The sequence below is a fragment of the Sphingobacterium sp. UBA1498 genome (assembly GCF_002325125.1).
Classification (GTDB): Bacteria; Bacteroidota; Bacteroidia; order Sphingobacteriales; family Sphingobacteriaceae; genus Sphingobacterium.
Window position 1 is genome coordinate 1 of sequence record NZ_DCRG01000022.1, and the last position, 23129, is coordinate 23129.

Here is a 23129-nt window from a genome sequence, read left to right on the forward strand (position 1 = left end):
AATTTATATTGTTATCGTTGCGAAATTGTTTTTGGTATTTCGATTTCGGTGTACAATTTAGCGGTTTTTGCCCATTTTATCAAAAAAATGATGTTTAATATAATGTTAAACTACTTTTGTCTATCAAGATTGTTATCTTGCATCAAGATTTACCAAGATGTCTTTTCTGAGAAAGCTATTCTATATTACAATTTATACGAATCTTCTGATCGCTATGGCAGCCATGGCACAATGTGCACTGACTTACATTATTTTTGAACGATCCATCAATTGGTATATTGTGCTGGTGGAGGGAACAGCGACACTATTACTGTATAATTTTAGCCTATGGTGGTCCAAGCCCAAGAATCCAAAAGAATCAAAATTTCCCCGGACACGCTGGATCTTTAATCATGAATGGGTCATGTGGTTAAATAATGGTATAGCGTTGCTTGTGCTGGGGTATTGTTTGTGGTTTATACACATTTACTCTTTCCTTTTTTTAGGATTTATTGGAATCCTAAGCCTATTATACGGGATGCCACTATTTAAGTTCCATGATCGTAAAGTGGGACTTCGACAGATTCCTGGTGCCAAAATTTTTCATATTGCCTTAGTGTGGGTCTGCAGCAGCGTGGTGCTTCCTTATGTGGAACTGGCCAACGTCGGTGTCAAAATAGATCAGTGGGTTTTTATTGCGCTCTGCGGATTGAAGTTCATATTTTTGGTTATCTGTACATTGCCGTTTGATATTCGGGATATCCAACAGGATTCCTATTATCACCTACGGACTTTGCCGAATATGCTGGGCGAACAAAAAGCAAAGAATTTAACCTATTTGCTGCTGGGCCTGCATTGTGTTCTGATCTTGACAGTACCTTATACTGTACCTATAAAAATTGGATTGATTTTGACAAACCTGCTCATATTTGCTTTGCTAAAACTGGCAGTTTTTAAAACAAAAGACCATTATCACTATGCTTATCTACTCGACGGTAGTTTGGTATTACAGTTTTTGATTGTTGTTCTACTAGTCATCTTTAGTCCAGCAGTATGAGTTTTTACTAGGACAGCAAAAATAGATTACTCGAACTTCATGTATTGTAGCTGACTGCTGCACCAGAGATTTTGGCCATTGGGGCCGTGTAAAACTCAAGAAGCCACAAATGCAATAATCTTATCGGCGGCGATTTCTGATAACTTATAATAACTTTCAAATGTCCATCCTGCAACATGGGGAGATAAGATCACATTGTCTCGACGGATAAGATCCGCATACCAGTTCTGTTCAGCGAGTTTTGGGAACTTTTCTACAGGCAATACATCAAATGCTGCTCCCAGAATGGAGCCTGAATCAAGGCCACTAAGCACTGCAGGTACTTGTACAATACCGCCCCGGGCCCCGAGTAAAAAGAAAATAGGCTTTTCAAATTTTGCTAGATAATCCACATCAATCATCCCTTTTGTTTCATCCGTTAAGGGAATGTGAAAACTGAGTACATCAGCTTCTTTGTAGATTTTTTCCATGTCTGCTTCTGTTGCATATTGATCGGTATAGTCGATTCGATATTTATCATAAGCAAGCACCTTTACATCAAAGCCCGATAGTTTTTTTGCCGTGGCCATACCATTGTGCCCATAGCCGATCAACCCTACAGTACGCCCCTTAAGTTCGTATCCACGATTGGCTTCACGCAACCACTGGCCAGATCGTATTTGTTGGTCGCTACGATTCAGATTGTTCATCAGACTAAGCAACATCCCGATCATATGCTCACCGACAGCGTCCCGATTGCCTTCATTTGCCGGAATTAACTGCACAGCTCTTTGTGCAGCAATGGCATCGTCGATATTGTCCATACCGGCTCCGGCGCGGGCAATAAAGCGGAGGTTGGGCGCGAGGTCAAAAAATGCTTTATCGACCTGAAATTTAGAACGGATGACCATGCCAGAATAGTTAGAAATAATTTTCTCGGCTTCTTCTCGGCTGATATCGGGCTGATAATCGTAATGGATACCTGCCTGATCAAATTTTTTCAGCATGATCTCATGAATGTCGTCGACGATCAGAATAGTAGTTTTCATCCAATTATTTTTTTATGTGGAAACGATAAATAAATAGTGCTTCTATTTCGTATTGATTTTGTGCCCAGGGGCATGATTACGGTTAATCTGCATAAAATCCACAGAAAGTAATTTGTTTAGCTGCTGTTGTTTCATACGGTTCGGCATAGTCTTCATGAGAAAATTTCGTATTCCAATTAGGAGTGGATTTTCCCATTGTGCAATTTTGCCTATCCTCCAAGAGGTATTACAGATGTAATTTACTCGCTCCAATCTTCTCTTTTCGAATCGTTGAAAAGCTACATTGATGGATACATCGGTTTGAAGCTCGTCCATCAGTACAGCCACATCTTCAATAGCCTGACAGGCTCCCTGGCCGAGGTTAGGAGTTGTTGCATGTCCAGCGTCTCCGAGCAAGAGTATGTTGTCAAATGCAAGACGATCAAGCGGTGCAATATCGATAATATCGTTTGTAATCAGTTCGCTATCCTTGGTCTCAGAGAGAATTGTTGGAATAGGTGCATGATAACTCTTAAAATTGTCAAGAAGTTCTTTTGTGCGCCACCTTTTTAAGATTGGGTTCCGTGCAGTTGTATTGATACAAGCGTACCAATAAATGCGGTTATTGACTAGTGGTGTCATACCAAAACGTCCTTTTGCACCCCAGGTTTCCGTCCCTTTGTTGAGTTGTATGCTGCTATTGTCAATGGTGGCCCGCCAGCAGGTGTAACCCGAATAACGTGGTGCCGAACCGGGTATAAGTTGCTGCCGTAGGGGGGAGTGTACACCATCAGCAATTAAAAGGGCATGTCCGTTTGTATGGCTTCCATCGGCGAAATAAACTCGAATCTCTTCACCCTCTCGTTCGAAGGAAACAGCGCGTTTGCCCAGGTGGATCTGTGTGGTTGGGATTTTGGATAATAGAAATTGATGCAGGTCTGCCCGATGGATAGCGAAGTTGTCCTGTTGATATTTTCGGCTGATTGATCTGGTATCTGGTTCAACCAATATATTTCCCTTTTGATCCAAGACATTGTAGGATGCAAGATAATGTCCTATCGGAACGATTTCATCTTTCAATCCCAAATACGCTAAAGCCTGCATGGCATTGGCTGCAAGGCCAAATCCAGCACCTATGCCTTTAAGCTCAGCAGCACTTTCATATACCTGTGCTTCAATGCCCAGCTTTGCAAGCCCGATTGCAGCACATAATCCCGCGATACCTCCACCAACGATAATAAATGTGCTGTCTGCCGCCCGCATATTAAAGACTATTTGCTATTTCATTTGTTAAGCCCACAAAATCATCTACCGTCAGTCGTTCTGCTCGTAGTTCGTAGAGTGGATTATCGGACATTTTATCTTTGGGAACAACGCCTGAGAGTGAATTCCGGAGGGTTTTACGACGTTGGTTGAAACCTGCTTTCACAACGCGCCAAAACAGTTTCTCATCGCAGGCCAATTGATCCCGTTCATTGCGGGTCATGCGAATGACCCCTGATAGTACTTTTGGAGGCGGATTAAATGCTCCCGCCTTGACGGTAAATAGGTATTCTACCTTATAGTAAGCCTGTAAAAAGACACTTAATATGCCATATTCCTTACTGCCCGCTTTAGCCGTACAGCGTTCAGCCACTTCTTTTTGGAACATACCTGTCATCTGAACGACACGTTGACGTTCATCCAAAATTTTAAAGAGAATTTGAGAAGATATGTTGTAGGGAAAATTGCCAATAACGGCCATTTTCTCGCCGAAGTATTGTGAAAAATCAAGGTTTAGGAAATCCCCATGGATTAACCTTTTGCCCAATTGGGGATATTTGTCATCCAAATAAGCGATGGATTCATCATCCACATCGATTAAATAGGTTTCGTATTCCTCTTTCTGCAACAGAAAATCCGAAAGTACCCCCATCCCTGGACCGACTTCAAGCACTTGGCTAAAACCCAATTTAGGATCCAATGCTTCCACAATCTTTTGTGCAGCATTTTTATCGTTTAAGAAATGCTGTCCTAAATGTTTCTTTGCTCTTACTGTACTCATGTTGCAAAAGTAATGAAAATTAAAAATTAAAAGTCAGAAATTAGAAGTCAGCAGTGAAAAGCTAAGCGTTAAAAAAGAGCAACGGGCAAAGAACAAGGATAAAGGACAATACCTAATACTAAAAAAAAATCCCTATTTTTGAATCAAAGCATTTAAACAGAATGAGCGATAAATTAAAAATCGGAATTACCGTAGGCGATATTAACGGCATTGGACTTGAAGTAATCATTAAATCTTTGGTGGATCAACGTTTGTGTGACTTCTTTACACCAGTGGTTTATGGAAACACAAAGGTTGCTTCTTTTCATCGTAAAGCGATCGGCGTAAATGATTTTAGCTTTAATGTTATTAGTGATGCTGAGCAGGCGCATTCCAAAAGAGCAAATATGATCAATTGCTGGCAGGAAGACGTCAAGATTTCGCTGGGTGAAGAAAACGAAATTGGCGGTAAATATGCTTTCTTGTCCTTAGAGAAAGCCGTTGAAGATTTAAAAGCGGGTAAAATCGATGCTTTGGTGACGGCTCCAATTAATAAGCACAACATCCAGCAGGAAGGGTTTCAATTTCCGGGGCATACCGAATATCTGCAAGCCAAAGTTGGAGCCGATGATGTATTGATGTTTATGGTATGTGATGAACTGCGTATCGGCGTGGTGACCGGTCATATTCCTTTACATGAGGTTGCTGCTCAAATTACCGAAGAGGCCATTCTTAAAAAACTTGCGCTGATGAATGATTCGCTGAAGAAAGATTTTTGGGTAGAAAAGCCTAAAATAGCTGTTTTAGGGCTCAATCCACATGCGGGAGATCATGGCATTATTGGTACCGAAGATGATCAGATCATCAGGCCTACCGTAGAAAAGGCCAACGAACTGGGGATCTTCTGTTTTGGTCCTTATCCGGCCGATGGATTTTTCGCGAAAGGGGCATATGAGAAATTTGATGCAGTGTTGGCGATGTACCATGACCAAGGGTTGATTCCTTTTAAACATATCGCTAAAGGTGCCGGTGTAAATTATACCGCTGGTCTACCTATCGTAAGAACCTCGCCAGATCATGGCACAGGATATGATATTGCCGGAAAAAATCTAGCTTCCGAAAGTTCTTTTGTAGAAGCTATTTTTTCTGCATTGCATATTGTAAAGCGTCGCCGTGAACAAGCTGAATTGCTTAAAAATCCACTTGCTTTCCGTAAATTATCCAAAGATAGGGATTAGGGAAAAAATTGTTACTTTTGCAAACTGTTTGGTTTTTACCTGCTGTTTTGACTATGTACGATAATTTACAACATCCAATCTTTACCATCATTAAGGAACTCGCCGAGACAACACATACCGAATGTTATGTCATTGGTGGGTATGTCCGCGACTATATCATGAAGCGTCCTTTTAAGAATGATGTGGATATTGTTGTTGTCGGGAGTGGAATTGAATTTGCGACTTTACTGGGTGAAAAGCTACATACTAAAGTGGCCGTATATAAGAATTTCGGCACAGCAATGCTTGTGTATGAGGGCCTCAATGTGGAATTTGTCGGTGCTCGAAGGGAATCCTACCGCGCTAATTCGCGCAAGCCTATCGTAGAAGATGGCTCCCTATCCGATGATCAAAATAGGCGTGATTTTACGATCAATGCAATGGCCTTTTCACTGAATAAAGCTGACTATGGTACTTTAGTCGATCCGTTCGGAGGTGTACAAGATCTTGAACAGCGGATCATTAGAACCCCCTTGGATCCGATAGAAACGTTTTCGGACGACCCATTGCGTATGATGCGCGCCATTCGATTCGCCACGCAGTTGAATTTTAAAATTGCTATCGAAGCAATTACAGCAATTACCGATACCAAAGAGCGGATACAAATTATTTCCAAAGAGCGGATTATTGATGAAATCAATAAGATTATTCTTTCCCCAAAACCTTCGGTAGGATTCAAATACTTGTTTGATACCGGTCTATTGGAATTGATATTTCCGGCGATGTATAATCTACATGGTGTGGATATTATTGATGGCAAGGGGCATAAAGATAATTTCTATCATACGTTGGAAGTCCTTGATAATGTATGCGAATTATCGGATGATCTCTGGTTACGTTGGGCGGCGATTATGCATGATATTGCTAAACCAGCAACGAAACGTTTCGATAAAAAGCTCGGCTGGACCTTTCATGGCCATGAAGATCGCGGTGCCCGGATGGTTCCCAAGCTATTTGCTGAATTGAAGCTTCCGCTCCACGAGAAAATGAAATTTGTTCAGAAGCTGGTACAATTGCATCTTCGGCCGATTGTATTGGCACAAGATATTGTAACAGATTCGGCCGTACGCCGTTTGTTATTTGAGGCTGGTGACGACATTGAAGCCCTGATGATGCTGTGCCATGCGGATGTGACAACAAAGAATGAGTTTAAAAAGAAAAAATATCGACAGAATTTTGAACTTGTCAAACAAAAACTGAAGGATGTCGAAGAGCGGGACAAGGTGCGAAATTGGCAGCCGCCAATCAGTGGGGAGGATATTATGCTCTTATTCGGCTTGGCACCAGGACGTACCGTTGGACAGCTTAAAAATTTGATTCGTGAAGCTATTCTGGAGGGCGAGATTCCAAACTCCCGAATAGAAGCCTATCAATTTCTGGTTCAAAAAGCAGTGGAAATGAACTTGACAATCAAACAAGAAATCCCATTGGAAATTTCCAATTCTTAAAATATAGTATTATTTTTAAAAAGGTTAAAAGAAGAAAATAGTAGAGATGGCAATTTATAGATTTAGAGTTACTTTTGAAGATTATGAAGATGTGTACCGTGAGATTGACATGCCTTCTAAAAGTACATTTATAGACCTACATGAGGAAATCCATAAATCGACAGGATATAATGCAGATGCATCTTCCTCTTTTTATGTAAGTAATGATCAATGGAAAAAGGGAACTGAAATTGCATTCAAGCCTACTCAACGTAAAAAAGATGCTGAGGTATTGTTGATGGAGAATATCCGTTTAAGCAAGTTTATTGATGACCCACATCAGAAATTTTACTACGTTTACAATTTTGATCGCCCTTATGACTTTCAGGTTGAATTGATCAAGATTTTGAAAGAAGAGGACGGAAAGGTTTATCCTGCTTTATTTAAATCTATTGGACAGGTTCCTAAGACGATGACTGCGGCTAATTTCCCGGTAGCAGATGCTGTTGAAGAGGATGAATTTGTAGAGGAAGATGATACGCAATATGGTGTGGATGATGAAGATGAATTGGATGGCTTCGATAGTGATGGTGACGATGAGGAAGAGGGGGAAGAAGGTGAAGAGCGTGAAGAATCCACTGGCTACGAAGACGAATATTAATTAAGAAGACTTTAGAGGTTGTTTCAGCTTTTAAAGTGTTAAAATATGGCAAATAGAAAAACATTGATAGCCATTGTGGGGCCAACAGCTGTTGGTAAAACTGCAATGGCTATTTCATTGGCACAATATTTTAAAACAGCAATAATTTCTGCAGATTCTCGTCAGTTTTACCGAGAAATGTCCATTGGTACTGCAAAGCCAGATCCAGAGGAATTAGCTGCTGCTCCCCACTATTTTATTGATTCGCATACGATTACACAGGATTATTCTGCAGGAGATTTTGAGCGTGAGGCGTTGCTGAAGTTAGAAGAACTATTTCAATTACATGACGTCGTGATTATGGTAGGCGGCTCCGGCTTATTTGTGCGGGCGCTTTGCGAAGGATTGGACGATTTGCCTAAGGCAGGGGATGATGTCCGCGAGAGGCTTAATCATGAACTTGCAGTTTTAGGACTGGAAGTCTTAAAAGATCGATTGAAGAGCATCGACCCGATATATTTTGAAACGGCCGATATGGATAATCCGCAACGTGTCGTGCGGGCTCTTGAAGTTTTTGAGGCAACCGGTAAACCGATGTCTTTCTACCACAAGAAAGATGTTGAGAGAAGGCCTTTTGATGTCCTTACGATAGGGCTGAATATGGACCGGGCGAAGTTGTACGAAAGGATCAATTCGCGTATAGATCTGATGATGACCAAAGGCTTACTGGATGAAGTGAAAGCTTTATTTCCTTTCAAGACGAAACCTGCTCTGCTTACAGTAGGTTATGCGGAATTGTTTGATTATCTTGATGGTAAGCAGTCTTTGGAGGAAGCAATAGCGAAAATCAAGCAGAACTCTAGGCGTTACGCCAAAAGACAGATCACCTGGTTTAAAAAATATGGTCGTACACATTGGTTTCTAGCCCATGAGACTGCAGCTATTATTGAATTTATCCAAAAGGAACTGGCTGGGCACATCCATAGGGATGCGGTGAGGTAGGGTTTTGTAAAAGTTATACGAATAGGAAATAAAAAAGCCTTGGTTATGAATAACCAAGGCTTTTTTATTTTTCCTGGAGGACTATTTTACTAGATAGTTCCATCCATATGGATCTTCTACTTTGCCGTAGCGTAAATCATTAAGGTAATTCAAAACACGATTTGAAAATTCGCGGCCTTCGACTGGCGGCAAATTATAATCCTGTCCTTCAAAACCGATACGGCTGATATCTGTAATGGTGGCTGCAGTGCCCGCTGCGAAAGCTTCTGTCACGATACCTGCTTTTATACCATCAATTAGTTCTTGTACAGATACCTTTCTCTGCTCCGTTTTATAGCCCCATTTTTCTGCCAATTCCATGATTGTCCGACGCGTAACACCATGTAGGATTGTGTCGCCATGTGGAGTGATGATCGTATCTCCAATGCGGAAAATAAGATTCGCTGTACCGGCTTCTTCAATGTATTTGTGCTCGGAAGCATCAGTCCACATAATTTGGTCATAACCTTCATCATTTGCCAATTGTGTTGGATAAAGTGATAGCGCATAGTTACCGGCATTCTTAGAAAAACCGACACCACCTTCAGCAGCGCGTGTGTAGTAAGTTTCTACTTTTAAACTAATTGCTTTGCTGTAATATGCGCCAACTGGACCTGTGATAACAATAAATTTGTATGATTTAGAAGGGTGCACACCTAATGCTGCTTCTGTTGCGAACATAAAAGGGCGTATATACAAGGATGAGCCTTCTTTTGCTGGAATCCAATTGCGGTCGATGTCCAATAGCTTGCTTAAGCCATCCATAAAAATCTCTTCAGGTACCTCGGGCATTTGTAAACGAGCTGCAGATTTGTTGAATCTTTCCCAGTTCCTGTCCGGACGGAAAATGCTTACTGTTCCATCGGCAAATTTATAAGCTTTGATTCCTTCGAAGATCGCTTGACCATAATGTAAAGCGGACATTGAAGGGCTAATACTGATATCTCCATAAGGAACGATGCTGACATCTTTCCATTCACCGTCATCATAGTTTGCGACCAGCATGTGGTCGGATAAAATCTTTCCGAATTTTAGATTGTCGAAATCTACTTGCGAGAGTCTTGAATTTTGAGTTGGCTCTACGCGAATTGAATAGTTCTCTGTCGCGTTCATCTTATTTTTTAATTACATAGGCTAAGTTAGGAAAAAAATGAAATATAAGTCGCACGTATAGCTGGATAATTTGCAGGTATGGATATGCCTTTTATTTCGGACAGTTGTTCCCCATTTTACTACACTTTTTTTTGAAATGGAAGAATTTCGATGCATTTTTTAATGCGCATAAGTATTCATAATTAATAGTGTTAATTTTTTATTAATTAATGTCGGGTTTCAATAGTATGGCATAAAGTTTGGCTGTAAAGGATGCAACCATTTTGATGGGCTTTGTGGTTTGCAGTAACGCTATAAAATCACTTATCATAAAATAAACTAAGTATGGAATTGACTCACAGTCTTGACAAAGGTAATGAAGTAACATCTGGCGATGTACACACATTGTTACCGCGTGACGTTGAAGTTCAGAAGAAAGGTATTTCGATGAATTTTATCCTCGGTTTTTTTGTGTTTTTATATAAAACAGCAATTAAACCCTAACAAACCTCCACAATTGTGTAAGCTTTTGGGCTTATCACATCAAATGAACTCGCAGTAGTTTTTTCAACAACGATTGGATACCATGAGATTAGCCAAAATAAAAAGTCCAGGAAATTTTGGCTAATCTCCAGCCGGAGGCTAGGCTATTATTTCGGCCGTATGCTTCATCATGTTTCATGTTGTATCATGAAGTAATCATACTTAATGTATCATTTAGCTAGCGAGTAGTTTTAAGAGCGGGTCGATATATTCGCGATTATTACTCAATCTAGGAACCTTATTTTGCCCCCCGAGCTTACCGCGTGATTTCATCCATTTGTAAAATGTATCTTCGGGTGCATTATGAACGATGGGCTGGCGGAGAGCCATATCTTTAAAACGCTTGGCGTCATAATCCGAATTGATTTCACGGAGCTTCGCGTCTAATATTTCACAGAAACGCTTAAAATCATTGGGTTGTTGTTCAAATTCGATCACCCATTCATGTGCGCCAGCTTGGGCATCTTTAAAATATACCGGTCCTGCCGTATAATCTTTTATTCGAGCTTGAGTCAGTTTGCTCGCTTCGGCCAGTGCCTGTTCGGCATTGTCGACGATAACTTCTTCCCCAAAAGTATTAATGTATTGTTTGGTGCGTCCGGAGATCTGAAAACGATAAGGGGATAATGATGTAAATTTTATGGTATCCCCGATTTTATAACGCCAAAGACCTGCGTTGGTCGAGATGATCAATGCATAATTTTTACCTAGTTCAACCTGATCCAAGCGTAGCGTTGACGGATTTTCTTCCTGCATTCGCTCTGTAGGTAAAAACTCGTAATAAATACCATAATCCAACATGAGTAGGAGATCTTCCGAATCAGATTGGTCCTGTAAACCAAAATAGCCTTCTGAAGCATTATAATTCTCCAAATAATACATGTTGTCTGACGGGATCAATTTTTGGAATTGTTCACGGTAAGGTTTGAAGCTCACGCCCCCGTGTCCATAAAATTCGAGATTTGGCCATATCTCCAGTAAGTTGTCTTTACCTGTAATTTCAAGTATACGTTTGGCCATAACGATATTCCAAGTGGGTACACCCGCTAGGCTCGTTACGTTTTCTTTAAGCGTGATTTGAGCAATTTGCTCAATTTTTTCTTCAAAGTTTGGGTTTAATGTTACTTCCATATTTGGTGTCCGTTTAAATTCGGCCCAAAAAGGCAGATTCCGAATGAGAATCGACGAAAGATCACCATAATAGGAATCTGGACTAAAATTGTTTATTTGTGAAGAACCACCGATAACCACCGATTTCCCTGTAAATACACGGTTTTCGGGCCTATTATGGCAATAGATTGTCAACATATCCTTCCCCCCCTGGAAGTGGCATTCTTCGAGTGCTTCTTCACTGACTGGAATAAATTTGCTTCGATCTGAGGTAGTGCCCGAAGACTTCGCAAACCATTTGATATCCGATGGCCACAGAATATTTTGCTCACCTTTAATCATACGATCAACATAACCCTTAATATCGTCGTAGTCCTGTATAGGGACACGTTCTTTGAAAATTTCAGGCGTTAATATACTTGTGTAATCGTATTTTTTTCCCCATTCTGTTGCTTCCGCAGTGGCAATTAAACTTTGAAACCATTCTTCTTGAACATCATGCGGATATTTCATGAAAAGTTCAATCTGGTGAATTCTTTTTTTCATGAACCAAGTAAAAATGGAATTTAATAAGGCCATAGGGGAGGTTTGTCTTTAATTTTTAAAATTTTTTCCTTCTTAACTCAAAATGTCGACCGAGATAAAATTTACGGGCAAGCTCATTATCCGCAATCTCCTCAGGTGTACCCGTCAGCATAATCTTTCCTTCGGTTAGCAGATAGGCCCTATCGGTGATTGATAATGTTTCCTGCACGTTGTGATCGGTAATTAAGATGCCGATATTACGGGTTTTGAGTTTGGCCACAATCGTCTGAATTTCTTCCACGGCGATTGGGTCGACCCCTGCAAAAGGTTCATCCAAAAGAATAAAGGATGGATTTGCAGCTAATGCCCGCGCAATTTCGGTACGTCGACGTTCGCCACCAGATAACAAATCACCTCTGTTTTTACGGACACGGTGTAGGCTGAATTCTGTGAGTAGTTCTTCCAGTTTTGCCAAACGTTCTTCTTTATTCGGATAGTGTATTTCTAATACAGCCAGGATGTTGTTTTCCACAGAAAGCTTCCGGAAGACCGATGCTTCCTGAGCGAGATAACCTATCCCTCGTTGAGCGCGTTGGTACATCGCATCTTGCGTAATTTCCTGATCGTCGAGAAATACCTTCCCTTCATTGGGCTTAATAAGACCAACGATCATATAGAAAGAGGTCGTTTTTCCAGCTCCGTTCGGGCCCAATAACCCGACGATCTCTCCCTGCTCTACAAAGAAAGAAACATCGTTGACAACGGTGCGCTGTTTATACTTTTTGATAAGATGTTCTGCCTTTAAAATCATCTTCGTGGAATATCTATTGTTGTGTAAATATATTTAATATCTTCTTACTCTTGCAATACTAATACTTAATCCCTTTGATGTTTAGCTGTAAGTTCTTTTTGTTGCGCCACACATTCTCTTCGATGCTGTAGCAGATGTCGAAACTTTGTCCAGAATTGATATGCGTGATATGTTCTGCCAATCCAAAACCAATGCAGTCAAATGCCGGAGAGTCTTCCTGCACAACGGTCATCTTAAGATGATTGGTACCTACTATAAAGGCTTGTCCTACTGCATTTACCTTTTTACTGAGGAAAATAGGGGATTCATTTTGGGGACCGAATGGTTCAAATTGCTGAAGAATACGGAAAAACTTAGCGTCGATATCTTTCAGTGCTAACTTGGCATCGATCAAAATTTCTTGCGTCAGCATTTCTGGACTGATACGTCGTGATACCACTTCTTCAAAACGATCTTGGAAGAGGGTGACATTATCTAAGGACATGGTTAGTCCGGCAGCATATTTATGTCCGCCAAATTGTTCCAATAGATCGGCGCATTCGCTTAACGCTTCATATAAATCAAAACCCAATACCGAACGGCAGGAACCGGCGATATGACCATTTGTTTCGGTCAATATAATTGTCGGTCGGTAATATTTTTCGGTCAGACGGGAAGCGACAATCCCAATGACGCCTTTGTGCCAGTCGGCTTTATACAGTACGGTGGATTTGCGGCTTTTAAGTAGAGCGTTATCTTCAATGAGAGCCAACGCTTCTTCTGTGATTCTGAGATCGAAGTCTTTCCGCACATTGTTTTGATCATCAATGCTCGAACTGAAGTCTTTTGCTTCTTGCAGTGATTTGGAAATCAAAAGTTTGACGGCGTCCTTGGCATGATCTATTCTGCCCGCGGCATTTATTCGGGGGCCAATCTGGAACACGATGTCATTAACGGTAAAAATCTTCGTTCGGTTATTCGATAAGTCAATCAGCGCCTTCAATCCAACACAGGGATTCGTATTAAGTTTAATGAGGCCAAAGTGGCTGAGTATCCTGTTTTCACCGGTAATAGGAACAATGTCCGAAGCGATACTTACAGCGACGAGATCCAAAAACTGATAGCAGGCATTGATATCCATGCCGTTTGTCAATATAAAAGCCTGAATAATCTTAAAGCCGATTCCACAACCTGAAAGTTCTTTATAGGGATATTCACAGTCTACACGCTTGGGATCTAATACAGCATAAGCTTGAGGAAGCTCTTCCCCCGGAAGGTGATGGTCTCCGATAATGAAATCAATCCCCTTGCTGTTTGCGTAGTCTATTTTATCGATTGCCTTGATACCGCAGTCTAATGCGATAATTAAGCTGAAACCGTTTGCTGCGGCGTAGTCGATTCCTTGCGTCGAGATGCCATAGCCTTCGGCATAGCGGTCTGGAATGTAAAACTCCAGCTGGCTATGGAATTCCCTGAAAAAACTATAAACAACGGCTACAGCGGTTGTACCATCCACGTCATAGTCACCATAGATCAGAATTTTTTCTTTATTACCAATAGCCTGAATAATACGTGTAATGGCTTTTTCCATGTCACGCATCAAAAATGGATCGTGCAAATCCGATAATTGAGGTCTAAAAAACTGTTTAGATTCGTCAAAAGTCTCAATCCCTCTGCTCGCGAGCAACTCTGCCAATACAGGGTTTATGTTTAATTCCTCGCGCAGTTTATTGGTTATTTTGACATCAGTTTTAGATTTTAGTACCCATCTTTTTTGCATATCTTTGCACAATATTTTAAGTGTAAATATACGTTTTAAGGCTGGACTTACCTAATTCCTAAACCGGGTATTGATTCGCTGTTGCTTAACGTGCATATTCCCAATGTTTTAAATATGGTACAGGCTTATTCTTTATACGAAGGTTCTTTTTCGGTAGATAAAAGCAGAAAATTTGTTCCCTTTGATCCGTCACTAGATGACCCTCAGGACCGTCCGGGCGCTATGTTTATTGATGTTCATCCTTTCTTGATCCAAACCAATGCCGGACTCGTACTCTGTGATACTGGGCTTGGTTATACGGATAAAAATGGGCGGTTACAGCTGTATGATAACTTACATAAATTAGGATACCGGCCTGATGATGTAAAATATGTATTGATGTCCCATTTGCATAAAGATCATGCCGGTGGCATGGTGACATTTGAAAGTGGAACAGGTCGGACTGCATTTCCGGAGGCCGAATACATTGTGCAACGAGGTGAATGGGAAGATGCCTACTCGGGAATTTCCACTTCATACCGGACCGAGATTTTTGATGTGATTCAACGCAGCGGAAATTTGGTACTGGTGGAAGGTGAGGGGAAAATAAATGATGAAATCAGCTATGCGCTTAATGGTGGACATACCGCACATCACCAGGCATTTCATATTCAAACGGATGACCAGCATTATTTCTTTGGCGGAGATGTATTGCCTGAGCCCGAAGAGATTTTCCACAACTATGTGGCAAAATATGATTTTGACGGCCGGCGCTCTAAAGCGTTACGTCAGGCGTACTGGGCAGAGGGTGCCCCGGCAGGCTGGGTCTTTTTATTTTACCATTCAAAAAATATCACGATCGGGCGCAGTCAGCTCCGGGAAGATGGTACTTATAGGCTGATTGATGCTGCCTTGCGGGAATAAAAAAGGCGGATCTATTGGGTTCACGGATACCGTGCCATAGGTAAGAATGTTTGTTTCCTGTGTTCTTTTTTGCTACTTTAGGGTAATTTGCGCCTTGTGAAGACATCCTGTTAGATATTGAACGATTCGTTTAAGATTTATTTTTTGGGTAGATTTGTGTTTTAGTAGCTAAGTAAGGATGCTGTTTTTTTCTGTAAGTCTTTGTTTTATTGGCTGGAAAGCATCTTCAGTTTGCTTTCATAAAGTTCGTTTATAAAAATTATGAAGGTTTTTTTATTATTGGTATATATTTTAAAAAGAAGATTATGTCTATTGTAAGAGAGTCCGATCTGATTGGAATTGGTAAAAAATTTCAAATTGAAACCGATGCGGGAGATAACATGGTTGTTGTTATCCATGACGATGGCAGACGGGAACTTTATCGCTATGATGACGAGGAGCATGAGTCACGTTGCGTGATGACACTTAATGACGATGAGTCCCGTCAGATTGCGGGAATCATCGGTGGATTATCTTACAAGCCGAAGGCTTTGGAGACGATTGAAGTTGCTCTGGACGATTTGCGCATTGAATGGTATAAAGTAGAGGGCAAAAATGAAGGTGCAGGAAAGACAATCGGGGAGTTGGAAGTTCGTCAGCGCACTGGTGCATCGATTATTGCTGGTATACGGGATGATGATACGGTTATTAATCCAGGACCATCTTATTTGATTAGCCCAGGTACGACACTGGTTATCGCGGGGAAAAAGAATAATATTAAACTTTTAAAGGAAATTTTACTGTAATTTATGCTATCACATACCTTAATTCTGGAAATTGGAATCGCTGTAGGACTTGTTGCCATTGTTGGCCTAATTGCCAATAAGCTTAAGTTTTCTGTTATTCCTTTTTTCATCATTATAGGAATGGTTTTGGGACAGCACGCCCCACAGGTTGGCATGGTGGATTTAACATTTACAGAAAGCAAGCCCTTTATCGATTTCATGGGCCGTTTGGGGGTTTTATTCCTACTGTTCTATCTTGGTCTTGAGTTTTCAGTCAATCGGCTTATTAAGTCTGGTAAAGCCATTGTGACAGGGGGAACCATTTATGTTTTATTGAACTTTACTTCAGGACTATTGATCGGTTGGTTGATGGACATGCCATTTAAGGAAATGATGGTGCTGTGCGGTATTATGACGAGTTCCTCGACAGCTATTGTTGCAAAAGTTCTGACTGATCTCAAACGTACTGCCAACCCCGAGACAGAGGTCATCATGGGCATGATTATGTTCGATGATTTGTTTATAGCGATGCATATCTCCTTTCTTTCAGGCTTGATTCTTACGGGGAGCAGCTCTTTTTGGACGGTGGCTGGAACTTCTTTACTGGCCTTGGGTTTTATATTGGCATTTTTGATTTTAGGCAGAAAACTGGTGCCTGCAATTGATCGTTTATTGAAGGAGAAAACCTCTGAATTATTTATATTGATCATCTTTGCGCTGCTTTTTATTGTAGCGGGATTTTCCGAAACGATACACGTTGCAGAGGCTATTGGTGCATTGATGGCTGGATTGGTGCTTGCAGATTCTCAATACATTAAAAAAATTGAATCCATGGTACTGCCCTATAAAGATTTTTTTGGGGCCATGTTTTTCTTTAGTTTCGGATTATCCATTGATATTATGTCGTTAGGAGGTGCCGTTTTTTGGGCTTCGATCGCAGCGTTGGTAACCATGATGGGTAATCTTGCTTCGGGATATTTTGCGGCTAAATTTTCGGGCATGAAGCCTAAAACTTCTTTTGATATCGGCTTTACCTTATCTGCGCGGGGCGAGTTTTCTATTATCATGGCAAATATTGGTAAAGCGGGGGCTTTATTACCAGTGATCCAATCCTTCGTGGTTGTTTATGTCCTTATTCTTTCAATTGTATCGCCCCTATTAACTAAAGAGTCGCGAAAGCTGTGGAAAACACTTTTTGGAGCGGATCCCAATAGTGCTAAGCCCTTAAAGAAGCTGAGCGATCTGGAAAATAATCAGAAGCTTTAGAGTTACAAAAATCCTAATTCTAGTTTTGCTTCTTCCGACATCATGTCTTTGGTCCAAGGCGGATCAAATGTCAATTCTACCAATGCTTCTTTGATGCCTTCGATGGCAGCAACTTTTTCCTGAACTTCATTCATGATTTCGCCTGCCACCGGACAGCCTGGAGCAGTGAGTGTCATCACAATCTTTGCAATACCTTCTTCCTTCGTAATGATTTCATATACAAGTCCCAAATCTACAATATTTGCAGGTTTGAGTTCAGGATCATAAATCGATTCCAGTACAGTCTGTATCTGCGGCGCTAAACCTAGTTTATCTAATACGATGATACTCATTTATTCCGTTTTTTATCGTGAATAGCGTCCTGATAGATCGCCAATAATTTTCTTTTATTTATTTCAGGTGTAAAATTACTAAAATAGTAAGTACTGCAGGTCTTTCTTATCTCATCTTTTTCATCTTTCATTTTTGTACTCCATGCGGTCAAAGAGCGGATGATGTCATTTTTATTGTGAGGATCGAAGGTCAGCCCTGTTTTGCCGGGAGCAATCAATTCGGGAAGCGGCCCAATATTGGAGCAGAGTACGGCTGTGCCTACAGAGTAAGCTTCAAGAATTGTAATTGGCATGCCCTCGAAACAAATGGAAGGAACGAGCAATGCTTGTGCATTTGCTACCAAGGGCAAGATTTCATCCCTCTTTTTAAAGCCAAGGTAGGAAATATTAGGTTGACCCTTGATGCGTCGGTTTACTACCGCTTCGAGCGGTCCCCCGCCAATGATCTGTAGTTTAAAATCTGTCCCGATAAAAGCATCTATCAGATTTAATATGCCCTTTTCTTCTGAAAGACGACCGACGTAGATGAAGTAGGGAGGGGTAACGTTGGGCACTATTGTAGTAGGGAAGACAAAGTTTGGTTTAACAACGAATAAGTGAGGTGAAAGGTTCAGCGTAGATTTAACAAATATTTCTTTTGCAAAGGAGCTTAAATTGATGTAGCGATTTACTTTTTTCCAAGTCCCAATTTTACGGTGAACCCAATAATTCAAAGCTAGGATAAATGTTTTTACCGTAGAGTTATTGAATGCTTTTTGTCGCACAGCAGTCCAAGGGAAGTTCTCATGGATTGAGTCCAAAAAAAGGTGATTGTGGTGATACAGCGTGGCCGATGGGCATAACAGCCGGAAGTTATGGAGCGTCATGACCTGTGGGATTCCGAGTTTGGCGATGGTACGCACGATAACTGGACCAGCTGCATAATGTGTATTATGTATGTGAACGATATCTGGTTTAAAGGTATTTATTTTTTCCTTGACACGTTGCGCAGCGAAAATATTCCAAAAGGATCCCACTGTCTGTAGGGCTCCCCTCCATCCCTTTTTATTCTGGAAAGTGACCGTGAGGACTTCATGATCCTGAGCAAGGAGGGAAGCTTCCTGCTGAAACACAGTGTCTTCACCACCAGGATCTTGGTAAAATGTATGGATAATCAGTATGCGCATAATAAAATACTTGTACAAATGTACAATTTTGGGGCGACTTCCTTTAAAGGGACAAAATTGCCATTTCTATCCGATTATTGCTATATTCGCAAGATTCGATCGTAAAGATATATGCAACATTTACAACAACTCGTGATGGAGGCGATAGAGACAAGTAAATTTCCTGAGACACCATCCAATTTATATGATCCAATACGGTATATTTTGACTTTGGGCGGAAAGCGGGTTCGACCTGTACTGACCTTGATGGCGGCCGAATTATTCGGTATGCGGGACATGGCCGATATTATACCTGCCGCCAAAGCAGTGGAGTTTTTTCACAACTTTTCGCTAATCCACGATGACCTAATGGATAAGGCTCCCTTAAGAAGAGGTAAAACGACAGTTCACGAGAAATGGGATGCTAATATTGCCATATTATCTGGAGATGGATTGTTGGTTAAAGCCTATGAGGAAATCTCAAAATGTAATCCCGTTTATCTACCTGCAACGTTGAAAATTTTAAGTAAAGTTGCCATGGAAGTATGTGAGGGCCAACAATTGGATATGGATTATGAAAGTCGGAGTTCGCTATCGATGGCTGAATATTTGGAGATGATCCGCCTGAAAACTTCCGTGTTATTGGGTGGAGCATTGCAATTAGGTGCTATTCTGTCAGGAGCAGATGAACAGCAACAGCAACTGATTTACGATTTTGGTGAGAATGTGGGTTTAGCATTCCAGTTACAAGATGATATTTTGGATGCTTACGGCGATCCGGAAACCTTTGGAAAGATCGTTGGTGGTGATATTCTGATCAATAAAAAGACGTTTTTATTGGTGAAGCTGATGGCCGTGATTTCGCAAGAAGATAAACCCATTTTGAAGAATTTGTTGGAAGCTCCTGCTGAGGATACTCCATCAAAAATAAAGGATATGCTTGCGTTGTATGGGAAATATGAAATTAAAGCAGCTGCTGATAAACTTAAGGATAGCTATACACAGCGGGCTTTTGAAAAAATGGAAGCTTTAAATGTACCAAATCATCGCAAGGAACCGTTATTAGTTTTAGCAAATAACCTTTTGGTGCGGCAGCAATAAGTATTAATTCTTTTAAAATTTGTATCTTGCCGTTAAATGGTTATTTTATTATAAAATAATTAAGTAAATTTTTAGATTACGTTCATGGAGCCTTTAAAGATCACCGTATTTCAAGCATACCTATTCTGGGAAAATATAGAGAAGAATCTAAATAATCTCGCGTTGAGGCTTTCCGCATTGCGCGAAAAAACGGATGTTATTATTCTTCCTGAGATGTTTAATACAGGCTTCACAAATAATGTTAAGAAATGCGCCGAACCCGCAAACGGACCTACCACAAGATGGCTATTTGAGATGGCTAGTTCGCTTAATTGTGTTGTCGCAGGTTCTTTAATCATTGAAGATGGTGGGAAATATTATAATCGTTTTGTGTGGATGTTTCCGGATGGCAAATATGTAAAATATGACAAACGCCATCTCTTTGGATTATCGAAAGAAAATGAATACTTCGAACCGGGCAATGAACGCATTTTAGTAGATATCAAAGGCTGGAAAATTTGTCCAATGATCTGTTATGATCTTAGATTCCCTGTTTGGTCTAAAAATCAAAATGGTGCATATGATATTTTAGTATATACGGCCAGCTGGCCTGACAAGCGATCTGCGCATTGGAGAGCCCTTATTCCAGCACGTGCGATAGAAAATCAAGCCTATGTTGTTGGTGTAAACCGCGTTGGGCATGACGGTAATGATGTTTATTATTCTGGCGGTTCGATGTGTATATCTCCTTTAGGGGATGTAGTGTATTACAAACCGGAAGATGAAGACTTATATACATTTACCTTAAATCCGAATGATTTACTGGAAGCTCGTGAGAAATTCCCTTTCTTGAAAGACTCTGATTCGTTTACTATCAGCTAACTCCCTTTTAATTAGGTATAATTGCAAGCAATAATTTTGGTCGTATACTTTTTATTTGCTAAATTCAATCTGGCATAAATCAAATTTTGATGATTTATCAACATCTACTGATGACATGTTGATAAATTTTGTTTGAAGAAGCTATACTAAAGCGTAATTTAGGCTAACTATTAGCCACAATACGTTTAGCTTTTTTTTACATCATATGAAAGACAGCATTTTATTGCTATAATAAGTTGCGTAAACAACCATAACCATTATTATATGTTGCACCAAGATTTAGTATCACAAGAGTATTTTTATAATTTCCTAACGGGTAAATATTCCATTGCAGTTATGCGAAGGTTACAGCGTAATCTCCGGGAGGCCGGTTTAAGCATTACTTCTGAACAATGGAGTATCATGTATAACCTTTGGGTAGAGGAAGGGCTTACCCAGCAAGAGTTAGCTATTCGTACATTTCGAGACAAGCCGAGCGTGACTCGGCTAATAAATAATTTGGAACGGGTCAATCTGGTTATTCGCGTGAATGATAAAAACGATAGACGTTCTAATCTGATCTATTTGACAAAAACGGGAAGAAAGATGAAGGATGAGGGCATGAAGCAAGCTAGAAATACAATTGAACAGGCCTTAGAGGGGTTGAACGATGATCAGATTGCTGTCTCAAATATGATTTTACATCGTGTACTCTTTAATCTAGAATAGTTTTTATGTTCGGCTCCTGAATAAGCAAGCCATAAAAAAGTCCCCTATGCTGATTTTACATAGGAGACTTTCTGTTTTATTTAAACAATATCGCTTAATCTTCGAACAGCTTACTTTCGAAATCTGTGCGGCTGTTGACCAATTTACCTTCATTTCCGAAATAAATTTCCTGAAAGCTTAGTGTCCGTATCGCATCCACTTTACGATAAAATTTATCTGCCGATACATCAGACAGTGTTTTGAATCCGCAAGCTTCCATAATTTCGACAGTAGCACGTAAGGTGTTACGATGGAACTGAGCGACACGCACATATTTATCGTTCACGTCTAGTCCTTTGTAGAGATGTGGTTGTTGTGTCGCCACGCCAACTGGGCAAACGTCTTCATTACATTTCAGTGCCTGGATGCAACCCAAAGCGAACATCATACCGCGCGCGCTATAACATGCATCTGCTCCTAGGGCGATAACTTTTAGAATGTCGAACCCAGTGACGATACGGCTGGATACGATCACTTTGATATGTTTTTTTAGACCAAAGGAAATTAAGGTTTTTGTGACAAACGCCAGTGCATCATAGAGCGGCATACCTAAATTGTCCGTAAACTCAAGTGGCGCTGCTCCGGTACCACCTTCCGATCCATCTACAGAGATAAAATCTGGAAAAATCTGTGTATTTTGCATCGCATGACAGATATCCATAAACTCATGTTTATCTCCGATACAGATCTTAAAACCGATAGGTTTTCCACCAGACAATTCACGCATATGCTGTATGAAGTGCATCATTTCTGTTGGCGAAGCGAATGCACTATGCGCTGGAGGTGACATGACGTCTGTTCCGGGAATAACGTGACGAATGGCAGCAACCTCAGGTGTATTTTTTGCAGCTGGAAGGATACCTCCATGACCTGGTTTAGCACCTTGTGAAAGTTTCAACTCAATCATCTTCACGTTTTCACGGTTTGATTTCTCCTTGAAAAGTTCGGCATCAAATTTTCCTTCTTTATTACGGCACCCAAAATAACCTGTACCAACCTGCCAAATTAAATCACCGCCATTATTATGATAGTCACTGATGCCCCCTTCACCGGTGTTGTGAGCAAAATTTTGAAGTGCAGCGCCTTTGTTTAAGGCCGTTATCGCGGTTTTGCTTAAAGCACCGTAACTCATTGCTGAAATGTTGAACACACTTAAACTATAAGGCTTTTTACAAGCCGAGTTTCCAACCGTAGTGCGGAGGTCGTGGTTCTCGATATGACAAGGGAAAACAGAGTGCGCTGCCCATTCGTTCCCGACAGCCTGCGGATCAGTCTGCATACCAAATGCGACAGTTTCGCGTTGGTTTTTTGCACGCTGGTATACGATCGAACGCTGTCTTCTGTTAAATGGACGTCCATCCATGTCTGATTCCCAAAAATACTGTCTCAATTCAGGACGAATAGATTCAAAAACATAACGGAAATATCCAACCAAAGGATAATTGCGCAAGATGGCATGTTTGGTTTGGAAACTATGATATAGTGCTATCAATAGCAGCGGAAATGGTATGATGAGCAGCCAAAACCAGCTTGATGTAAATATAAATCCAAATGATAAGATGATCAAATTAATCACTATCATTATTGAAAGAATGAGTTTTCTAACTTCCATAGAAAATACGATTATTTATTTTTGATTCGCTATTTTTAATTTTAGCCCAACTGATTATTATAGTACTCAATTAGCATTCCAAAACGCGCTTTTGGACGAAGCAAATG

Annotated in this window: 22 protein-coding genes; 12 read left to right on the forward strand and 10 right to left on the reverse strand. The window is 40.6% G+C overall.

The window, feature by feature from the left end:
• The first annotated feature begins 157 nt into the window (after window positions 1-157).
• Window positions 158-1036: a hypothetical protein gene (locus tag B3139_RS12795; protein ID WP_293883683.1), complete on the forward strand. Its 879-nt coding sequence runs from the start codon at window positions 158-160 to the stop codon at window positions 1034-1036.
• A 95-nt stretch (window positions 1037-1131) separates the two neighbouring features.
• Here B3139_RS12795 and B3139_RS12800 read toward each other — a convergent pair whose 3' ends face one another.
• Genes B3139_RS12800 through rsmA form a run of 3 tightly spaced genes read right to left on the reverse strand, consistent with a single transcriptional unit; the run spans window position 1132 to window position 4087 of the window.
• The gene (locus tag B3139_RS12800; protein ID WP_293883685.1) at window positions 1132-2064 is read right to left on the reverse strand and encodes an NAD(P)-dependent oxidoreductase; all 933 of its coding nucleotides are present in this window, start codon (window positions 2062-2064) and stop codon (window positions 1132-1134) included.
• A gap of 42 nt (window positions 2065-2106) precedes the next feature.
• The gene (locus B3139_RS12805) at window positions 2107-3306 is read right to left on the reverse strand and encodes an FAD-dependent monooxygenase (protein ID WP_293883687.1); all 1200 of its coding nucleotides are present in this window, start codon (window positions 3304-3306) and stop codon (window positions 2107-2109) included.
• Window position 3307: 1 nt separating this feature from the next.
• The gene (gene rsmA, locus B3139_RS12810; RefSeq protein WP_209580418.1) at window positions 3308-4087 is read right to left on the reverse strand and encodes a 16S rRNA (adenine(1518)-N(6)/adenine(1519)-N(6))-dimethyltransferase RsmA; all 780 of its coding nucleotides are present in this window, start codon (window positions 4085-4087) and stop codon (window positions 3308-3310) included.
• 161 nt (window positions 4088-4248) lie between these two features.
• Here rsmA and pdxA point away from each other — a divergent pair, with 161 nt between their 5' ends.
• The 4 genes from pdxA to miaA are packed head-to-tail and all read left to right on the forward strand — an operon-like array spanning window position 4249 to window position 8412.
• Window positions 4249-5304, forward strand: coding sequence for a 4-hydroxythreonine-4-phosphate dehydrogenase PdxA (pdxA, locus tag B3139_RS12815; RefSeq protein WP_293883691.1), 1056 nt, complete (start codon window positions 4249-4251; stop codon window positions 5302-5304).
• 53 nt (window positions 5305-5357) lie between these two features.
• The gene (locus B3139_RS12820) at window positions 5358-6791 is read left to right on the forward strand and encodes a CCA tRNA nucleotidyltransferase (RefSeq protein ID WP_293883693.1); all 1434 of its coding nucleotides are present in this window, start codon (window positions 5358-5360) and stop codon (window positions 6789-6791) included.
• 46 nt (window positions 6792-6837) lie between these two features.
• The gene (locus B3139_RS12825; RefSeq protein WP_209580423.1) at window positions 6838-7431 is read left to right on the forward strand and encodes an IS1096 element passenger TnpR family protein; all 594 of its coding nucleotides are present in this window, start codon (window positions 6838-6840) and stop codon (window positions 7429-7431) included.
• Window positions 7432-7476: 45 nt separating this feature from the next.
• Window positions 7477-8412: a tRNA (adenosine(37)-N6)-dimethylallyltransferase MiaA gene (gene miaA / locus B3139_RS12830; protein ID WP_293883696.1), complete on the forward strand. Its 936-nt coding sequence runs from the start codon at window positions 7477-7479 to the stop codon at window positions 8410-8412.
• 81 nt (window positions 8413-8493) lie between these two features.
• Here the strand turns inward: miaA and B3139_RS12835 are convergent, their stop codons facing one another.
• Entirely contained in the window at window positions 8494-9564 is a 1071-nt protein-coding gene (locus B3139_RS12835; protein ID WP_209580427.1) for a branched-chain amino acid aminotransferase, read from the reverse strand.
• A gap of 324 nt (window positions 9565-9888) precedes the next feature.
• Between B3139_RS12835 and B3139_RS12840 the strand changes: the two genes are divergently transcribed.
• Window positions 9889-10047, forward strand: a complete 159-nt coding sequence (locus tag B3139_RS12840) for a hypothetical protein (protein ID WP_209580429.1) — start codon at window positions 9889-9891, stop codon at window positions 10045-10047.
• A gap of 213 nt (window positions 10048-10260) precedes the next feature.
• On the opposite strand, the gene B3139_RS12845 is transcribed toward B3139_RS12840, so the two are convergent.
• From B3139_RS12845 to recJ, 3 genes are read right to left on the reverse strand one after another with little or no spacing between them, the layout of a single operon-like run.
• Window positions 10261-11775 carry a GH3 auxin-responsive promoter family protein gene (locus tag B3139_RS12845; RefSeq protein ID WP_209580431.1) on the reverse strand — a complete coding sequence of 505 codons (1515 nt, stop codon included), beginning with the start codon at window positions 11773-11775 and terminating at the stop codon, window positions 10261-10263.
• Window positions 11776-11797: 22 nt separating this feature from the next.
• A complete protein-coding gene (gene lptB / locus B3139_RS12850; RefSeq protein ID WP_209580433.1) occupies window positions 11798-12532 on the reverse strand; it encodes an LPS export ABC transporter ATP-binding protein in 735 nt (244 codons plus the stop codon).
• Between the two features lie 58 nt (window positions 12533-12590).
• Entirely contained in the window at window positions 12591-14291 is a 1701-nt protein-coding gene (gene recJ, locus B3139_RS12855; protein WP_293883703.1) for a single-stranded-DNA-specific exonuclease RecJ, read from the reverse strand.
• 114 nt (window positions 14292-14405) lie between these two features.
• Between recJ and B3139_RS12860 the strand changes: the two genes are divergently transcribed.
• The 3 genes from B3139_RS12860 to B3139_RS12870 all read left to right on the forward strand — a co-directional run bounded on the left by B3139_RS12860 (window position 14406) and on the right by B3139_RS12870 (window position 17224).
• Window positions 14406-15194: an MBL fold metallo-hydrolase gene (locus B3139_RS12860; protein WP_293883705.1), complete on the forward strand. Its 789-nt coding sequence runs from the start codon at window positions 14406-14408 to the stop codon at window positions 15192-15194.
• A gap of 305 nt (window positions 15195-15499) precedes the next feature.
• On the forward strand, window positions 15500-15979 hold the full coding sequence (locus tag B3139_RS12865) for a cation:proton antiporter regulatory subunit (RefSeq protein ID WP_046672804.1): 480 nt from the start codon (window positions 15500-15502) through the stop codon (window positions 15977-15979).
• A gap of 3 nt (window positions 15980-15982) precedes the next feature.
• Window positions 15983-17224 (forward strand): cation:proton antiporter, encoded by a 1242-nt coding sequence (locus B3139_RS12870; RefSeq protein ID WP_293883714.1) that lies wholly within the window; start codon window positions 15983-15985, stop codon window positions 17222-17224.
• A gap of 2 nt (window positions 17225-17226) precedes the next feature.
• On the opposite strand, the gene B3139_RS12875 is transcribed toward B3139_RS12870, so the two are convergent.
• Window positions 17227-17556: a metal-sulfur cluster assembly factor gene (locus B3139_RS12875; RefSeq protein WP_209580447.1), complete on the reverse strand. Its 330-nt coding sequence runs from the start codon at window positions 17554-17556 to the stop codon at window positions 17227-17229.
• Entirely contained in the window at window positions 17553-18722 is a 1170-nt protein-coding gene (locus tag B3139_RS12880) for a glycosyltransferase family 4 protein (RefSeq protein WP_293883717.1), read from the reverse strand. Before B3139_RS12880 ends, B3139_RS12875 begins: the two co-directional genes overlap by 4 nt.
• Window positions 18723-18833: 111 nt before the next feature.
• Here B3139_RS12880 and B3139_RS12885 point away from each other — a divergent pair, with 111 nt between their 5' ends.
• The 3 genes from B3139_RS12885 to B3139_RS12895 all read left to right on the forward strand — a co-directional run bounded on the left by B3139_RS12885 (window position 18834) and on the right by B3139_RS12895 (window position 21371).
• Window positions 18834-19802 (forward strand): polyprenyl synthetase family protein, encoded by a 969-nt coding sequence (locus B3139_RS12885; protein ID WP_293883719.1) that lies wholly within the window; start codon window positions 18834-18836, stop codon window positions 19800-19802.
• A gap of 84 nt (window positions 19803-19886) precedes the next feature.
• Window positions 19887-20663: an amidohydrolase gene (locus B3139_RS12890; protein ID WP_293883721.1), complete on the forward strand. Its 777-nt coding sequence runs from the start codon at window positions 19887-19889 to the stop codon at window positions 20661-20663.
• A 264-nt stretch (window positions 20664-20927) separates the two neighbouring features.
• Window positions 20928-21371: a MarR family winged helix-turn-helix transcriptional regulator gene (locus B3139_RS12895; protein ID WP_293883723.1), complete on the forward strand. Its 444-nt coding sequence runs from the start codon at window positions 20928-20930 to the stop codon at window positions 21369-21371.
• Between the two features lie 94 nt (window positions 21372-21465).
• Here the strand turns inward: B3139_RS12895 and B3139_RS12900 are convergent, their stop codons facing one another.
• Window positions 21466-22992: an FMN-binding glutamate synthase family protein gene (locus B3139_RS12900; RefSeq protein ID WP_293883725.1), complete on the reverse strand. Its 1527-nt coding sequence runs from the start codon at window positions 22990-22992 to the stop codon at window positions 21466-21468.
• Window positions 22993-23129 lie beyond the last annotated feature (137 nt).

Bases quoted from the DNA above. Each gene is read 5' to 3' on its own strand.
- B3139_RS12795 (WP_293883683.1), top strand. From the start codon at position 158: ATGTCTTTTCTGAGAAAGCTATTCTATATTACAATTTATACGAATCTT.
- B3139_RS12800 (WP_293883685.1), bottom strand. From the start codon at position 2,064: ATGAAAACTACTATTCTGATCGTCGACGACATTCATGAGATCATGCTG.
- B3139_RS12805 (WP_293883687.1), bottom strand. From the start codon at position 3,306: ATGCGGGCGGCAGACAGCACATTTATTATCGTTGGTGGAGGTATCGCG.
- rsmA (WP_209580418.1), bottom strand. From the start codon at position 4,087: ATGAGTACAGTAAGAGCAAAGAAACATTTAGGACAGCATTTCTTAAAC.
- pdxA (WP_293883691.1), top strand. From the start codon at position 4,249: ATGAGCGATAAATTAAAAATCGGAATTACCGTAGGCGATATTAACGGC.
- B3139_RS12820 (WP_293883693.1), top strand. From the start codon at position 5,358: ATGTACGATAATTTACAACATCCAATCTTTACCATCATTAAGGAACTC.
- B3139_RS12825 (WP_209580423.1), top strand. From the start codon at position 6,838: ATGGCAATTTATAGATTTAGAGTTACTTTTGAAGATTATGAAGATGTG.
- miaA (WP_293883696.1), top strand. From the start codon at position 7,477: ATGGCAAATAGAAAAACATTGATAGCCATTGTGGGGCCAACAGCTGTT.
- B3139_RS12835 (WP_209580427.1), bottom strand. From the start codon at position 9,564: ATGAACGCGACAGAGAACTATTCAATTCGCGTAGAGCCAACTCAAAAT.
- B3139_RS12840 (WP_209580429.1), top strand. From the start codon at position 9,889: ATGGAATTGACTCACAGTCTTGACAAAGGTAATGAAGTAACATCTGGC.
- B3139_RS12845 (WP_209580431.1), bottom strand. From the start codon at position 11,775: ATGGCCTTATTAAATTCCATTTTTACTTGGTTCATGAAAAAAAGAATT.
- lptB (WP_209580433.1), bottom strand. From the start codon at position 12,532: ATGATTTTAAAGGCAGAACATCTTATCAAAAAGTATAAACAGCGCACC.
- recJ (WP_293883703.1), bottom strand. From the start codon at position 14,291: ATGCAAAAAAGATGGGTACTAAAATCTAAAACTGATGTCAAAATAACC.
- B3139_RS12860 (WP_293883705.1), top strand. From the start codon at position 14,406: ATGGTACAGGCTTATTCTTTATACGAAGGTTCTTTTTCGGTAGATAAA.
- B3139_RS12865 (WP_046672804.1), top strand. From the start codon at position 15,500: ATGTCTATTGTAAGAGAGTCCGATCTGATTGGAATTGGTAAAAAATTT.
- B3139_RS12870 (WP_293883714.1), top strand. From the start codon at position 15,983: ATGCTATCACATACCTTAATTCTGGAAATTGGAATCGCTGTAGGACTT.
- B3139_RS12875 (WP_209580447.1), bottom strand. From the start codon at position 17,556: ATGAGTATCATCGTATTAGATAAACTAGGTTTAGCGCCGCAGATACAG.
- B3139_RS12880 (WP_293883717.1), bottom strand. From the start codon at position 18,722: ATGCGCATACTGATTATCCATACATTTTACCAAGATCCTGGTGGTGAA.
- B3139_RS12885 (WP_293883719.1), top strand. From the start codon at position 18,834: ATGCAACATTTACAACAACTCGTGATGGAGGCGATAGAGACAAGTAAA.
- B3139_RS12890 (WP_293883721.1), top strand. From the start codon at position 19,887: ATGGAGCCTTTAAAGATCACCGTATTTCAAGCATACCTATTCTGGGAA.
- B3139_RS12895 (WP_293883723.1), top strand. From the start codon at position 20,928: ATGTTGCACCAAGATTTAGTATCACAAGAGTATTTTTATAATTTCCTA.
- B3139_RS12900 (WP_293883725.1), bottom strand. From the start codon at position 22,992: ATGATAGTGATTAATTTGATCATCTTATCATTTGGATTTATATTTACA.